This window comes from Burkholderia cepacia ATCC 25416, from assembly GCF_001411495.1.
Classification (GTDB): domain Bacteria; phylum Pseudomonadota; class Gammaproteobacteria; order Burkholderiales; family Burkholderiaceae; genus Burkholderia; species Burkholderia cepacia.
This window is the reverse complement of record NZ_CP012981.1, coordinates 895201-909717: the sequence shown is the minus strand read 5'-3', so window position 1 is coordinate 909717 and position 14517 is coordinate 895201. Positions and strand designations below refer to the sequence as shown.

Below are 14517 nucleotides of genomic sequence, written 5' to 3'. Positions count from 1 at the left end.
TTCGTAGCACGAAAGGTTGACCAGGCCAGCCGGATGCCCAGCAGGCCCGCTTGTGCACGCGCGCCCGCGCCGTGATCGTTGCGCGTTCGGTGTTTTCACCGATCCGATTCCCGAGTCCGGGAAAGCGGCGTGAAGGATTGCCCCCTCTACGATGCGAGATGTCGGCCCCCTCGCTGTGGCCGTCAACATCCGGCATACATTTCGTACTGCCAACGAACAGATTTCAATGCGGCAGCTCGGAGGAGACGATCTTGAAACGAAAAACCCTTGCCCTTTCCATCGCGGCGGCAGGCCTGTGCGCCGGCACCCACGCGCAAGCGCAGTCGAGCGTGCAGCTCTACGGCCTGATGGACCTGAGCTTTCCGACCTACCGGACCCACGCCGACGCGAACGGCAAGCATGTGATCGGGATGGGCAACGAAGGCGAGCCGTGGTTCAGCGGCAGCCGCTGGGGCCTGCGAGGCGCCGAAGACATCGGCGGCGGCACGAAGATCATCTTCCGCCTCGAAAGCGAATTCGTGGTCGCGAACGGCCAGATGGAAGACGAAGGCCAGATCTTCGACCGCGACGCATGGGTGGGCGTCGAGGACGAGCGCTTCGGCAAGCTGACGGCCGGCTTCCAGAACACGATCGCGCGCGACTCGGCGGCGATCTACGGCGATGCGTACGGTTCCGCGAGGCTGTCGACCGAGGAAGGCGGCTGGACCAACTCGAACAACTTCAAGCAGATGATCTTCTACGCGGCCGGCCCGACCGGCACGCGCTACAACAACGGCATCGCGTGGAAGAAGCTGTTCGGCAACGGCATCTTCGCGAGCGCCGGCTACCAGTTCAGCAACTCGACGCAGTTCGCGACCGGCTCCGCGTACCAGGTCGCGCTCGGCTACAACGGCGGCCCGTTCAACGTGTCGGGCTTCTACAACCACGTGAACCACGGCGGCTTCAGGAACCAGACGTTCTCGGTCGGCGGCAACTACACGTTCGACATCGTGCGCCTGAATGCCGGCTACTTCCGCTACAACGGCGACCAGGGCTCGCTCGGCCAGCGCCACGACGATTCGTGGACGGTGTCGATGAAGATCGCGCCGAAGGGCGCGCTCGACTACGAGCTCGGCTACCAGCAGATGCGCGTCAAGAACGCCGCGAACAACGCGGACGGCTTCACGCCGAACGCGAACCTCGGCGCGTTCAGCCTGACCAACGGCGTCGCCAACGGCTTCAAGGAGACGATCTACGGGTCGGTGTTCTACCACCTGAGCAAGCGCACCGAGGTGTACCTGGCCGGCGACTACATGAAGCTGCATGGCGGCTACACGGCGGCGTCGACGTTCGGCGCGAAGAACCAGCTCGAACTGACTTCGGGCATCCGTACGCGTTTCTGATCTCGGGGCCGGCCATCCGGTGCGGGGCCCATCGGGCCCCGCCGTACCTTCCGTCCGGGATTCTCCATGCGGGCACGCCGGCGCTTTGCGCCGACCGTGCCCTTTTTTCGTCCTTTCCGGACTGCCGCCGGACGCCCGCGCAGCGGCCGACGGCCGGTCCGGGCGACAACGGGCCCGAATCCGCTTGCGGCCCGTCCGGCGGGCGATCGCGGCCGATGCACGTACGTTCGGCCCACATCGGCGCTTGACCTGCGCCGACCGACTCGCTAGCGTTTCGGGTTTGCCCGGGCGGCCATTGCCGCCGGTGCCGTGAGCGCGCCCGACGTCCTGGCGCGCACGGCCGGGCTCCGATGGAAAAGACGATGCAGAAACTCGATGCGGCCAGCCCGCAGGCGATGTCGACGGATTTCACCGCTGACAACGTCGCGCGCCTGAAGGCGCTGTTCCCCGAACTCGTGACCGAAGGCCCCGACGGCGCGTCGGTCGACGTCGACGTGCTGAAGGCGCTGATCGGCGAACGCACGGTCGGCGACGCCGACGAGCGCTATGGCTTCCACTGGCACGGCAAGCGCAGCGCGCGCCAGGCCGCGCTGACGCCGTCGACGGGTACGCTGCGCCCTTGCCCCGACGACAGCGTCGCGTGGGACGACACGCGCCATCTCGTGATCGAGGGCGACAACCTCGACGTGATGAAGCTGCTGCACAAGAGTTACGCCGGCAAGGTGAAGCTCGTCTACATCGACCCGCCGTACAACACCGGCAGCGATTTCGTCTATCCGGACGACTTCAGCGACAGCATCCGCCACTACCTGGCGATGACCGGGCAGACCCAGGGCGGCGTGAAGCGCAGCACCAACACCGAGGCGAACGGCCGGTTCCACACCGACTGGCTGAACATGATGTATCCGCGCCTGAAGCTCGCGCACGCGCTGCTGTCCGACGAAGGGCTGATCGCGGTGCACATCGACGAGCACGAAGTGCACGCGCTGGTGCTGATGCTGCGCGAGATCTTCGGCGAGGAGAACGAACTGGGCGTCGCCGTGTGGGACAAGCGCAACCCGAAGGGCGACGCACGCGGCGTCGCGTACCAGCACGAATCGCTGGTGCTGTTCGCGCGCAACGCCGAGACGCTGCTCGAACGGGCGCCGCTCAAGCGCCCGAAGCGCAATGCGCAGCGCATGCTCGACGCCGCGCACGACGCCGTGTACCGCAGCGGCAACGCGAAGGACGCGCAGAAGGCGTACCGCGCGTGGATGAAGGCGCAGACCAACCTGTCGGGCGGCGAGGTGATGTACGACCGGCTGTCGGCCGACGGGCGCGTGTACCGTCTCGTGTCGATGGCCTGGCCGAACAAGAAGAAGGCGCCGGAAGAGTATTTCACGCCGCTGATCCACCCGGTCACCGGCAAGCCGTGCGCGATGCCGGCGCGCGGCTGGCGCAACCCGCCCGCGACGATGCAGGCGCTGATCGAGCGCGGCCAGATCGAGTTCGGCGCGGATGAAACCACGCAGCCGCAGCGGATCTACTACCTCGACGAGAACATGTACGAGAACGTGCCGTCGGTGCTGCCGTTCGCCGGCTCCGACGACGCGCTCCTGAAGACGCTCGGCATCCCGTTCGACCTGCCGAAGCCGGTCGATTTCGCGGCGGCCGTGATCGGCTGGTGCACGCGCGGCGACGACATCGTGCTCGACTGCTTCGCGGGCTCCGGCTCGACCGGCCACGCGGTGATGCAGGTGAACGCGACCGACGGCGGCGCGCGCCGCTACGTGCTCGTGCAATTGCCCGAGGCGCTCGACCGCCGCGACAAGACGCAGCTGGCGGCCGCCGATTTCTGCGCGAAGCTGAAAAAGCCGCTGACGCTCGCCGAAATCACCAAGGAACGCCTGCGCCGCGCCGCGCAGCAGGTCGCGCGCGATTACCCGGAAAGCTATGGCGATCTCGGTTTCCGCGTGTACCGGCTCGACACGACCAACGTGATCGAGTGGGACCCGCGCCGCGACGACTTCGACCATGCGCTGTTCGCATCCGTCGAGCACGTGAAGACCGGCCGCACCGAAGACGACCTGCTCGCCGAACTGACGCTGAAGCTCGGCCTCGACCTGTGCACGCCGGTCGAGCATCACCAGGTGGCGGGCAAGACCGTGCACCTGATCGGCCGCGCGATCGTCGCGTGCTTCGATGCGCGCATCACGCGCGACGACGCGGGCCCGCTCGCCGACGGCATCGTCGACCTGCTCGACGCGACCGGCACGACGCACGACGTCACGTGCCTGTTCCGCGACAGCGGCTTCGTCGACGACGTCGCGAAGCTCAATCTCGCCGCGCTGCTCGAACAGCACGGCGTGAAGCGCGTGCGGAGCCTGTGATGCGGCTGCATTTCGAAGCGGATCTCGACTACCAGCGCGAGGCGATCGACGCCGTCTGCGACCTGTTTCGCGGCCAGGAATCGTATCGCGGCGACTTCAGCGTGCTCGCGAACGCCGCGCCCGGCACGACGGCCGCCGCGCAAGGCTCGCTCGGCTTCGCGGTGTCGGAACAGGGCGTCGGCAACCGGCTGTCGCTGACCGACGACGCGCTCGCGCGCAATCTCGCCGACGTGCAGCTGCGCGGCGGGCTGCCGCCGTCCGGCCTGCCCGGCTCGCGCGACTTCACCGTCGAGATGGAGACCGGCACCGGCAAGACCTACGTGTACCTGCGCACGATCTTCGAGCTCAACCGCCGCTACGGCTTCACGAAGTTCGTGATCGTCGTGCCGTCGATCGCGATCAAGGAAGGCGTGCACAAGACGCTTTCCATCACCGAGGATCACTTCCGCGCGCTGTACGCGGGCGTGCCGTACGACTACTTCCTGTACGACTCCGCGAAGCTCGGCCAGGTGCGCCACTTCGCGGCGAGCGCGGCGATCCAGATCATGGTGATGACGGTTGCCGCGATCAACAAGAAGGAAATCAACAACCTCTACAAGGACAGCGAGAAGACCGGCGGCGAGAAGCCGATCGACCTGATCCGCGCGACGCGGCCGATCGTGATCGTCGACGAGCCGCAAAGCGTCGACGGCGGGCTCGAGGGGCGCGGGCGCGAAGCGCTCGCCGCGATGGCGCCGCTCTGCACGCTGCGCTATTCGGCCACGCACGTCGACCGTCACCACATGGTGTACCGGCTCGACGCGGTCGACGCTTACGAACGCAAGCTCGTGAAGCAGATCGAGATCGCGTCGGCGATCGTCGAGGATGCGCACAACAAGCCGTATGTGCGGCTCGTCGGCGTGTCGAACCGGCGCGGCGCGATCAGCGCGCGCGTCGAGCTCGACGTCGCGACGGCGGCCGGCGTGAAGCGCCAGATCGTGACGGCCACCGACGGCGACGATCTCGAACGCCTGACCCGGCGCGCGCTGTATGCGGGGCTGCGGATCGGCGAGGTGCATGCGGTGAAGGGCGCCGAGTACGTCGAGCTGCGCCATCCGGAAGGCGAGGCGTTCCTGTCGCTCGGCGAGGCGTTCGGCGACATCGATACGCTCGCCGTGCAGCGCGAGATGATCCGCCGCACGATCCGCGAGCATCTCGACAAGGAGTTGCGCCTCGCGGAGCGCGGCGTGAAGGTGCTGTCGCTGTTCTTCGTCGATTCGGTCGAGCGTTATCGCCGCTACGACGAGAACGGTGTGCCCGTGAAGGGCGACTACGCGCTGATCTTCGAAGAGGAATATGCGCGCGCGGCGCGCGTGCCGGCCTACCGTGCGCTGTTCGACGGCGTCGACGTCGCACTCGAAGTCGAGCGTGCGCACAACGGCTACTTCTCGATCGACCGCAAGGGCGGCTGGACCGATACGAGCGAAAGCAGCGCGGCGGCCCGCGAGAACGCGGAACGCGCGTACGGCCTGATCATGCGCGAGAAGGAAGCGCTGCTGTCGTTCGACACGCCGCTGAAGTTCATCTTCTCGCACTCGGCGCTGAAGGAAGGCTGGGACAACCCGAACGTGTTCCAGATCTGCACGCTGCGCGACATCCAGACCGAGCGCGAGCGCCGCCAGACGCTCGGCCGCGGGTTGCGCCTCGCCGTCGACCAGGACGGCGAACGCGTGCGCGACCCGGGCGTGAACACGCTCACCGTGATCGCGACCGAGCGCTACGAGTCGTTCGCGGAGAACCTGCAGAAGGAAATCGAGGCCGATACGGGCATCCGTTTCGGGATCGTCGAGGAACACCAGTTCGCGGCGCTGCCCGTCCAGGAGGGCGACGCGCCCGCGCATGCGCTCGGCATCGAGCTGTCGCGCGTGCTGTGGAATCATCTGCACGAGCAGGGTTACGTCGATGCGCAGGGCAAGGTGCTCGACCGGCTGAAGGATGCGCTGCGCCAGAGCGCGCTGGTGCTGCCCGAGGCGTTCGAGATGCTGCGCGCGCCGATCGTCGCGACGCTGCGCAAGCTGTCGGGCCGTTTTGCCGTGCGCAACGCGGACGAGCGCCGTGCGATCGCGCTGCGGCGCGATGCGTCGGGCAAGGCCGTCGTGTTCGGCGAGGATTTCCGCGCGTTGTGGGACCGCATCCGTCATCGCACCGTGTACCGCGTCGAGTTCGACAACGCGAAGCTCGTGCGCGACTGCGCGGCCGCGCTGCACGACGCGCCGGACATCGCGCGCGCCCGGCTGCAGTGGCGCAAGGCCGAGATCGATATCGGCAAGGCCGGCATCGAGGCGATCGAGGTGGCCGGCGCCGGTACGGTGCTGCTCGACGAAGGCGAGCTGCCGCTGCCCGACCTGCTCACCGAGTTGCAGGACCGCACGCAACTCACGCGCCGTTCGCTTGCAACGATCCTGGCCGACAGCGGCCGGCTCGACGATTTTCGCGTGAATCCGCAGCAGTTCATCGCGGTCGCAGCCGATGCGATCAACCGCTGCAAGCGGCTCGCGCTCGTCGCGGGCATCGCGTATCGCAAGCTCGGCGAGCGCCACGTGCATGCGCTCGAATCGTTCGAAAGCGAGGCGCTGACGGGTTACCTGCGCAACCTGCGGCCCGACGCGCGGAAGTCGATCCACGAAGCGGTCGTGTGCGAGACGGACGCGGAGCGCGCGTTCGCCGATGCGCTCGAGGCGCACGACGGCGTGAAGCTGTACGCGAAGCTGCCCGCGTGGTTCCGCGTGCAGACACCGCTCGGCAGCTATCACCCGGACTGGGCCGTGCTCGCGGAGCAGGACGGCGGCGAGCGGCTGTACTTCGTCGTCGATACGCCGAATACGGACGGCCATGTGCCGAGCGAGCACGAGCGTGCGAAGCTCGCGTGCGGCGAAGCGCATTTCCGTGCACTGGTGGACGGTGACGGCGCGGCGCGCTTCGTGCGCGTCAGGCAGGCCGATGCGTTGTTCGAACCTGCGGTGCCGCTGGCAGGCGCCGGGCGGTGATACGAAGGGCGGCGATGAGCCGCCCTTTTTTCTGCCTTGGTGAACGTGCCGGACACCCTCGCCGCGCCCTCTTCACGCGCCGGTTTCTCTTCCGTCATCCGCGTGAGGGCGATCCGCATTCCTGCATGAGTACGACGCGGTTACGGCTGGTTGCAAATCGGGTCGGCACGACGTTTCCGCGCGACGGCGGCGATGCGTTGCCTCGATGAAAAAAGGGCGCCGAAGCGCCCTTCTCCCGCATGCGTGTGCCGCGCTTACAGCGTGCGGCCGAATGCGTTGTGATGCGAACGATGCGTGGACGTCGACGCATGCGCGGCATGGCCATGCGCATGCCCATGCGTGTGACCATGACCCGGCTGCACGCCGGCGCGATCGGCGATCGTATCCGAGCGGTCGGCTGCGCGCGACAGGCCCTTGTCGCGGTCCCCCGCGTGCATGCCGTTCGAGTTGCTCAGCGCCTGGCCGCTCATGTGGCCGCCGGACATGCCGCCCGCGTTGCCGCCCGAGCCGCCTGCGCCATGACCGCCACCGTTGCCACCGCCATTGCCGCCGGCCGCCGCGTAGGCGGACGCCGAGCCGAGCGCGAGCAGCGCGGCCGTCAATACGGACAGATATCGTTGCTGTTTCATCTTGTGCTCCCTGGAGCGCGTTCGTGTGACTGCATTCTATGAACGCGCCAAATTCGCGCCACACGACGTTGTAAATGATCGTAACGATGCGCGCGGCGCACATTCGTCGGATCAATCCGGGTGTTGCATGAACGGGGAACGAAGCAGGCGGTGGCGGCGCGTTGGCGCCGCCCCGGTGGTGAAGTGCTTACTGCGTGGGCTGCACGCCCTGCGCGGCGGCCTTGTGCTGCGCGGCCTGCTCCTGCGCCTGCTTCTTCGCCATGTGGTGGCCGACGATACAGCCGCCGACCGCACCGACGACCGCGTGGTGCCCCGCGTAGTGGCCGGCGACCCCGCCGACCACCGCACCCTTCATGCAGCCCGCCGCATGCGCGCTGCCGATCGTTGCGAGCGCCACGACAGCGGCGGCGGCACACAGCCTGATGTGACGAATGGGCATCATGTTGTCACTCTCCTCTCGTGGTGATCAGCCGGGCCGCTTAGTCCCAGCGGCCGCCGCGCCAGCCGCCGCGGTCGCGCCACTCGTGCTCGCGCCATTCACGGCGGCGCCATTCGTGTTCGCGCCATTCGCGCCGACGCCAGCCATCGTCACGCCAGCCGTCATCGCGGTAGCCGACCGGCGCGTACATGACAGGCGGCGGCGGCGCGACGTAGACCGGTGCCGGCGCCGCGTAGACGCCCGGCACGCCGATGCCGACCGACAGGTCGACGTGGGCCGACGCGACGCCCGAAGCTGCCAGCGCCGCTACACCGAGAACTGCACCGAGAATAAGTTTCTTGCTCATCTCGCGACTCCCTGCACGTGTCGTGCGTCATGTGAATACGGTTCGGAGTCTAGGCACCGGACACAGACACAGGTGAAACGGGTATGCGAGACAGGTAACGGACGTTTACGGATGCCTGCAAAGCCTTGCGGGACAAGGGAGAGGCCGTACTCGAAACACCGTTGCGGCAATGCATCGGGCCGGTAAAAAGGGCGTTTCGGCACGAAACCGGGCGATTCGATCGAGCTCGCCGGCGTGCGCGGGACGCGAACCGCCCGCACCGCGCGGCGCGAGCGGTTCGCAACAGCGGGCGTTACGCGCGGATATCGTCGACGCTGCGCAGCCAGTGCACGCTGAACAGGTTGTCCGCGTCGGTCCACACGGTATCGGGCGCGAATCCCGCGCGGCGCGCGATCGCATGGAAGCCGTCGATCGTGAACTTGTGCGAATTCTCCGTGTGGATGCGCTCGCCGGCGTCGAAGCGGAACGCGTGGCCGCGCACGTGCACCGTCTGCGCGACATCGCTGACGAGATGCATCTCGATGCGCTGCCGCTCGCTGTCGTAGAACGCGCAATGCGAGAACGCGTCGACGTCGAAATCCGCGCCGAGCTCCGCGTTCGCGCGCACCAGCAGGTTCAGGTTGAACTGCGCGGTGACGCCCTGCGCATCGTTGTACGCGTCGTGCAGCGTGCGCGCGTCCTTCACGAGATCGGCGCCGACCAGCAGGCCGCCGCCGCGCAGCAGCCGTGCGGCATCGCGCAGGAATGCGTCGGCTTCGTCCCGCGAGAAATTGCCGATCGTCGAGCCCGGAAAGAAACCGATGCGCCGCGCCGGTGTCGCGGTCAGCGCGGCCAGTTGCTCGGCCTTCGTGTAGTCGGCGGCGATCGGCGCGACGTCGAGCCACGGATAGGCCGACCGCAGCCGCGCGGCCGCGCCATGCAGGTAGTCCGCCGAGATGTCGACCGGCACGTAGCGCGCCGGCGCGTTCGCATAGTTGCCGGCGAACGCGTCGAGCAGCACGCGGATCTTCTCGAGCGAGCCGGCGCCGAATTCGACGAGTTCCGCATGCGGGCCGACGCGCCGCACGATCTCGGCCGCGCGATCGCGCAGGATGCCGAGCTCGGTACGGGTCGGGTAATACTCGGGCAGTTCGCAGATGCGATCGAACAGCGCGGAGCCGGCCGCATCGTAGAAGTATTTCGGCGGAATGCTGCGCGGCGTGCGCGACAGTCCGTCGATCAGGTCGCGCTCGAACGCGCTCGGCCGCGAATCGCGGGCGGGTTGCTGGCCACCGCTCGTGGCCGTCTGGTCAGACGTCTCGCGCAAGTCGCACCCCCGTGAATTGCCAGCGCGCGGCCGGCGGAAAGAAATTGCGGTACGTCGGCCGTTCGTGCCCGGGCGGCGTCGCGATGCTGCTGCCGCGCAGGACCTGCTGGCCGACCATGAACTTGCCGTTGTATTCGGCGGCGACGCCCGCGAGCGGCCGAAAGCCCGGGTACGGCTCGTAGGACGAGCGCGTCCATTGCCACACGTGCCCGAGCATCTGCCGGATGCCTTCGGCGGGGAACGCGGCTTCCCATTCGAATTCGGTCGGCAGGCGGGCGCCGGCCCATTCCGCGTATGCGGCCGCTTCGTAGAAGCTCACGTGGCACACCGGTGCGTCGGGCGCGAGCGGTTCGATGCCGTGCAGGCCGAACGTGCGACGGACGCGCGTGGCGGCCGCATCGTCGTCGTCGGGCAGCCAGTACGCGGGCCCTTGCCACCCTTCCCGCTGCACCGTGGCCCAGCCGTCGGACAGCCAGAACTCGGGGCGGGTGTAGCCGCCGTCGGCGACGAACGCCGCGAACTCCGCGTTCGTCACGAGGCGGTTCGCGATCTCGTACGGCCGCACGAGCGCCGTATGACGCGGCCGTTCGTTGTCGAACGAGAATGCATCGCCGTCGTGGCCGATCTCGACGAGCCCGCCCGGCTGGTGAAGCCAGTGCAGCGCGCCCGCATCGCCCGCGGCCATTGCGTCCGCGTCCGTCCCGTTGCGCGGCCGGAACGCCGGCTTCAGCGGGTTGCACGAGAACGCGTGCAGCATGTCGGTGACGATCAGTTCCTGGTGCTGCTGCTCGTGATGCAGGCCGAGTACGATCTCGGGCGCGATCGTATCGAGCAGCGCCGCATCGGCGCCGGCCAGCGCGCGCAGCATCGCGTCGTCGACGTATTGCCGGTACGCATGCACCTCGTCGAGCGACGGGCGCGTGAGCAGCCCGCGCTGCGGCCGCGGATGGCGCGGGCCGAGCGCTTCGTAATAGGAATTGAAGAGGAACTGGAATGCGTCGTCGAACGGCGCGTAGCCGGGCACGCGGCGCATCAGCACGACGGTTTCGAAGAACCAGGTCGTATGCGCGAGATGCCATTTCGTCGGACTCGCGTCGGGCATCGACTGCACGGCCTGGTCTTCGGCGGACAGCGTCGCGGTCAACGCGACGCTATGGGTGCGCACGTCCTGGTAACGGCGCTGAAGCTGTGATGCAAGGAGGCTCATCGGTTTACCGTCCACGTCGCGATTCGCTGCGTTGCGTTGCCGGAAAAGGGAAAGCCTTGCGCATGATGCGCGCGGCTGACGTGCAACCTGCTGCTGCGTCGACGGGCAGCCGGCGCGCGCGCCGGGCCGCGAATGCGGCGTCACTTCATCTGCCCGTGCAGAACAGTATGGTCCAGAAATGTGAATGCTGCGAATCGGGATGCCGGTGAAACGCGAACGAAAGAGAAATGAAAGTGTTGGCTGCGCGCGTGTCGCACGCGTGACACGCCGGGCAGGCCTGCCGGTTCGGGCGTGAACGCCGTGCACGACGCGCTGGTCCGCGCTGGCGGGCTGCTGACGCCCCATGACATCCGCGCAGCGATCGTGAGTGAATGCCCCGAGATGCCCGGATTTGTCTGACGAACGTGTGCGTGCGCCGCGACCGGCACGACGGTGAACCGCCCCGCCCTTCGTCCGGGTCCGCGGCCAAACGCGCTTCGAAAAAATTTTCGCCGATGTCACACACGCGGGGGGCTCGCTCGTCATGTCACCGGAACCCACACGAAAGGAGAAGGACCATGACTGCGAAACTCAATCCGTTTGCCGCCGCCCCCGCACTGATGAAGAGCTGGATGACCGTATCGGTCGCCGCTGCCGGGAGCCTCGAGCCGACGCTGATCGAGCTCGTCAAGATCCGCGCATCGCAGGTCAACGCGTGCGCGAACTGCATTAACATGCACACGGCCGAGGCGCGCGAGCAAGGCGAGACCGAGCAGCGCATCTATCTGCTTGCCGCGTGGCGCGAAGCGCCCTGCTACACCGACCGCGAACGCGCGGCGCTCGGCTGGACCGAAGCGCTCACGCGGCTGTCGGAGGGCCACGCCGCACACGAAGCAGCCTACGCGGCGCTGAACGACCACTTCAGCCAGGAGGAACAGGTGAAGCTCACGCTGATGATCAACGTGATCAACGGCTGGAACCGGCTCGCCGTCGGCTTCGGGCTGTGGATCGACCCGGCCGACGCGAAGGCCGCCGCCGCGAAGATGGTGGCCTGATGGCGACCCTCGACCCGGCCAGGGGCAGCGCCGAAGCACAGGCCGACGCGGCGGCGAGCTTCGACCCGCTGCGTCGCACGCTGATCCGCGTTGCGTACCGGATGCTCGGTTCCGTCGCGGATGCCGAGGACATGGTGCAGGAAGCGTTCATCCGCTGGATGGACGTCGACCGTACCGAGGTGCGCGTGCCCGAGGCGTTCCTGCGCCGCATGGTGATGCGCATGTGCCTCGACCAGCTGAAGTCCGCACGGCACCAGCGCGAGACCTATATCGGCCCGTGGCTGCCCGAGCCGGTCGTCGAGGAAGACGAACAGGAAGACGTCACGCTGCCGCTGCTGCTCGCGCTCGAACGGCTCTCGCCGCTCGAACGCGCGGCGTTCCTCCTGCACGACGTGTTCGGCCTCGAGTTCGACGAAGTGGCCACGACGATCCAGCGCGACCCGGCCGCGTGCCGGCAGCTCGCCGCGCGGGCCCGCACGCATGTGCGCGAGGCGCGGCCGCGCTTTCATGTCGAGAAACAGCGCGGAATCGAATTGGCGGAAGCGTTTTTTGCCGCGTCACGCAGCGGCGACATGCGCACGCTCGGCGCGATGCTCGCCGAGGACGTGAGCCTGCATTCGGACGGTGGCGGCAAGCGCTCGGCGGCAGGCAAGCCGGTGTTCGGCTTCGAACGCGTGATGAAGGTGCACGAGTATCTGGCCGAGCTGTTTGCGACACATGCATCGAAGCTTGTGCGTGCCGGGTTCGTCAACGGGCTGCCGGGTTTCGTCACGCTGGAATCCGATGGCGAGCTGCAGACCACGGCGCTCGAGATCGAGGACGGAAAGATCGTCGCGATCTATGTCGTGCGCAATCCTGACAAGTTGAAGCATCTGCATTGAGGGCGGCGGGATTGCGCGCCGGGTGCCATGCGCAGGCACGTCCGCGATGCGCGCTGTTCACCGTCCTGCCGCCCTGCTTTACCGGCCGCCGGTTCGTACTCGCGCTCGTACTCGTGCGATCAATACGTGCCGACCACGACGTTGCGGATCACGATCATCAGGAAGCCGAGCAACGGCGTCGCGATCGCGAAACCGGTCGCCGCGAGCCAGTTCGTGCCGCCCTGCGCTTCCAGCAACGCGAGAAACGATTCGCGCGACGTCGCGTTCGGGCGCAGCTTGTCGACCCGGCGCTCGACGTGCGCCTTGTAGAGGCCGTTCCCGTACCAGCCGAGCGACACCGCGATCCCGATCGTGACCGGGTCGAGCGTGCTCGATTCGAAGTATGTCGGGAAGAACAGCAGCTCGACCAGCGTGATCGCGAGCGACGCGCCGAGGACGGCCGCGGCCTGCCAGTACATGCATCGATACGCCATCCAGACCGGGCCCAGGAAACAGGCTGCCCAGTTCCACGACTGCCGGTTCTTGCGTGACGCGGCGATCGTCCATTTCCGTTCGAACCAGGCAGCCTTCTTGCCGACATAAGCGGCGATTTCGTCGTTGCTCGCGAGCGATGCGGCGGTCGTGACGTCGGACATGGTCGGGTGCTCTCAGTCGCGCGGGTCGCGCGTTGTTGTTTTGATGTGGTCGGGTGCGGTGAAAATCGAACGGCGCAGCCGCTTCGGTCGTACACGATTCTACCCGCCGTGCAGCGCAGGTCGTAACGTCACGGGCCAGGATGTCGGTGGAGATGCGATGCCGTGGATCGCGCAACGCATCGGGGCGATATGCGTCGTTTCGCGTTGTTCCGGCCGGAAAAAGAAAAACGCCACGCGAGGTTGCCGCGTGGCGTTTGTATGTTTGGCGAGCCGCGTTGCCTGTAGGCAATTTGCGCTGCCGGACCCCTTCATTTTGTTCGTTGGTAGGCTCGATTGGATTCGAACCAACGACCCCCACCATGTCAAGGTGGTGCTCTAACCAACTGAGCTACGAGCCTAAGAAGCCGCAAATTATAGAGAGGGTTTTTGAGGAGCACAAGCCCTTTCGTGAAAATTTTTTGAATCGGCGCGTGCGGGGGCAAACGATCGATGGCGCCTGGCGATGCCGGGCACGTCGCCTTCACCGTTTCGCATCACAGCAAAACGCGTCGATGCGCGGTGATGTTATCCACATTGCCCTCTGGATAACCGTCCGGCAAGCCTCTGGATTCACAGTGGAACGATTGAGGATATGTCGGCGAGCCTGTGAATCGACGAAAAGTTGTTCTGTGCTGCGCGGAGCTGTTCACGTACGACACCCATGGTTATGCATCCCGCTTCGTGCTGAAAATTCAGTGCGTTACGGAGGTTATCCACTGTGAGGCACAGCGCTTGTTAACTATCACTACGTATATATACGAACCCTGTTAACACCTTTGGATAAGCACAGTCCGTCGACTGTGATCCGCCCGCGATATGCACTGCGTGCGGCGAACAGAAGAACGAATCGGGAAGCTGTGAAGCGCGTGGGTGATAGGCGGACCCTTATGTCTGTAGAATCGCCGGCATCCAGGATGCAAAGGCCCGTCGAACAGGCTCACGACACATGACCGACTCTTCGTTGCCTAGGCTCGACACGCTCGATATCGACACAGTCGTGCATCGAATGCAGCAACATCCGTGCGACATCGTGTTCGAGCAACGCGTGTCGATCCCGGAAGCCGATGTCCTGTGCTGCCGCTACAAAGGTGAGCGATTCAACGTGAAGTTCGATTCGGCTACGGGGTATTTGTCGATCGCGTCGGAAAGCTGTCTCGCCAAGACATCGAAGACATCGTCAGATGGCTCGTAACGGTGTGAACCGGATGACGGGAGGCACAGGCA

12 protein-coding genes and 1 tRNA gene are annotated in these 14517 nt (G+C 66.6%); 6 read left to right on the top strand and 7 right to left on the bottom strand.

Annotation, left to right across the window (positions count from 1 at the left end; all coding sequences use genetic code 11):
• Window positions 1-251 precede the first annotated feature (251 nt).
• The 3 genes from APZ15_RS04090 (at window position 252) to APZ15_RS04080 (ending at window position 6777) form a co-directional block, all read left to right on the top strand.
• Window positions 252-1382 (top strand): porin, encoded by a 1131-nt coding sequence (locus APZ15_RS04090; protein ID WP_027788761.1) that lies wholly within the window; start codon window positions 252-254, stop codon window positions 1380-1382.
• Window positions 1383-1732: 350 nt separating this feature from the next.
• Window positions 1733-3751: a site-specific DNA-methyltransferase gene (locus tag APZ15_RS04085; protein ID WP_034195830.1), complete on the top strand. Its 2019-nt coding sequence runs from the start codon at window positions 1733-1735 to the stop codon at window positions 3749-3751.
• Window positions 3751-6777 (top strand): type III restriction-modification system endonuclease, encoded by a 3027-nt coding sequence (locus tag APZ15_RS04080; protein ID WP_027788763.1) that lies wholly within the window; start codon window positions 3751-3753, stop codon window positions 6775-6777. The genes APZ15_RS04085 and APZ15_RS04080 overlap by 1 nt, the downstream gene beginning before the upstream one ends.
• 254 nt (window positions 6778-7031) lie before the next feature.
• Here APZ15_RS04080 and APZ15_RS04075 read toward each other — a convergent pair whose 3' ends face one another.
• The 5 genes from APZ15_RS04075 to egtB form a co-directional block, all read right to left on the bottom strand.
• Window positions 7032-7406, bottom strand: coding sequence for a hypothetical protein (locus APZ15_RS04075; RefSeq protein WP_027788764.1), 375 nt, complete (start codon window positions 7404-7406; stop codon window positions 7032-7034).
• Window positions 7407-7593: 187 nt separating this feature from the next.
• Window positions 7594-7848 (bottom strand): hypothetical protein, encoded by a 255-nt coding sequence (locus APZ15_RS04070; protein ID WP_027788765.1) that lies wholly within the window; start codon window positions 7846-7848, stop codon window positions 7594-7596.
• A gap of 37 nt (window positions 7849-7885) precedes the next feature.
• Window positions 7886-8191 carry a hypothetical protein gene (locus APZ15_RS04065; RefSeq protein ID WP_027788766.1) on the bottom strand — a complete coding sequence of 102 codons (306 nt, stop codon included), beginning with the start codon at window positions 8189-8191 and terminating at the stop codon, window positions 7886-7888.
• A gap of 292 nt (window positions 8192-8483) precedes the next feature.
• Window positions 8484-9497 (bottom strand): L-histidine N(alpha)-methyltransferase, encoded by a 1014-nt coding sequence (gene egtD / locus APZ15_RS04060; protein ID WP_027788767.1) that lies wholly within the window; start codon window positions 9495-9497, stop codon window positions 8484-8486.
• On the bottom strand, window positions 9481-10704 hold the full coding sequence (gene egtB, locus APZ15_RS04055) for an ergothioneine biosynthesis protein EgtB (protein WP_027788768.1): 1224 nt from the start codon (window positions 10702-10704) through the stop codon (window positions 9481-9483). The genes egtD and egtB overlap by 17 nt, the downstream gene beginning before the upstream one ends.
• A 557-nt stretch (window positions 10705-11261) precedes the next feature.
• Between egtB and APZ15_RS04050 the strand changes: the two genes are divergently transcribed.
• Complete coding sequence (locus APZ15_RS04050) at window positions 11262-11738, top strand: carboxymuconolactone decarboxylase family protein (protein WP_027788769.1); 477 nt, start codon at window positions 11262-11264, stop codon at window positions 11736-11738.
• Window positions 11738-12619, top strand: coding sequence for a sigma-70 family RNA polymerase sigma factor (locus APZ15_RS04045; protein ID WP_027788770.1), 882 nt, complete (start codon window positions 11738-11740; stop codon window positions 12617-12619). Before APZ15_RS04050 ends, APZ15_RS04045 begins: the two co-directional genes overlap by 1 nt.
• A 119-nt stretch (window positions 12620-12738) precedes the next feature.
• Here the strand turns inward: APZ15_RS04045 and APZ15_RS04040 are convergent, their stop codons facing one another.
• Together APZ15_RS04040 and APZ15_RS04035 are read right to left on the bottom strand one after the other, a co-directional pair.
• Window positions 12739-13254 (bottom strand): DUF2628 domain-containing protein, encoded by a 516-nt coding sequence (locus tag APZ15_RS04040; protein WP_027788771.1) that lies wholly within the window; start codon window positions 13252-13254, stop codon window positions 12739-12741.
• A 321-nt stretch (window positions 13255-13575) separates the two neighbouring features.
• A tRNA-Val gene (locus APZ15_RS04035) sits at window positions 13576-13652 on the bottom strand.
• 587 nt (window positions 13653-14239) lie between these two features.
• On the opposite strand from APZ15_RS04035, the gene APZ15_RS04030 reads away from it, so the two are divergent.
• On the top strand, window positions 14240-14485 hold the full coding sequence (locus APZ15_RS04030) for a hypothetical protein (RefSeq protein ID WP_226153380.1): 246 nt from the start codon (window positions 14240-14242) through the stop codon (window positions 14483-14485).
• Window positions 14486-14517: the final 32 nt, after the last annotated feature.

What these genes read in the sequence shown, in the direction of transcription:
- APZ15_RS04085 (WP_034195830.1), top strand. Translation starts at nt 1,733, where the DNA reads ATGGAAAAGACGATGCAGAAACTCGATGCGGCCAGCCCGCAGGCGATG.
- APZ15_RS04080 (WP_027788763.1), top strand. Translation starts at nt 3,751, where the DNA reads ATGCGGCTGCATTTCGAAGCGGATCTCGACTACCAGCGCGAGGCGATC.
- APZ15_RS04075 (WP_027788764.1), bottom strand. Translation starts at nt 7,406, where the DNA reads ATGAAACAGCAACGATATCTGTCCGTATTGACGGCCGCGCTGCTCGCG.
- APZ15_RS04070 (WP_027788765.1), bottom strand. Translation starts at nt 7,848, where the DNA reads ATGATGCCCATTCGTCACATCAGGCTGTGTGCCGCCGCCGCTGTCGTG.
- APZ15_RS04065 (WP_027788766.1), bottom strand. Translation starts at nt 8,191, where the DNA reads ATGAGCAAGAAACTTATTCTCGGTGCAGTTCTCGGTGTAGCGGCGCTG.
- egtB (WP_027788768.1), bottom strand. Translation starts at nt 10,704, where the DNA reads ATGAGCCTCCTTGCATCACAGCTTCAGCGCCGTTACCAGGACGTGCGC.
- APZ15_RS04050 (WP_027788769.1), top strand. Translation starts at nt 11,262, where the DNA reads ATGACTGCGAAACTCAATCCGTTTGCCGCCGCCCCCGCACTGATGAAG.
- APZ15_RS04045 (WP_027788770.1), top strand. Translation starts at nt 11,738, where the DNA reads ATGGCGACCCTCGACCCGGCCAGGGGCAGCGCCGAAGCACAGGCCGAC.
- APZ15_RS04040 (WP_027788771.1), bottom strand. Translation starts at nt 13,254, where the DNA reads ATGTCCGACGTCACGACCGCCGCATCGCTCGCGAGCAACGACGAAATC.
- APZ15_RS04030 (WP_226153380.1), top strand. Translation starts at nt 14,240, where the DNA reads ATGACCGACTCTTCGTTGCCTAGGCTCGACACGCTCGATATCGACACA.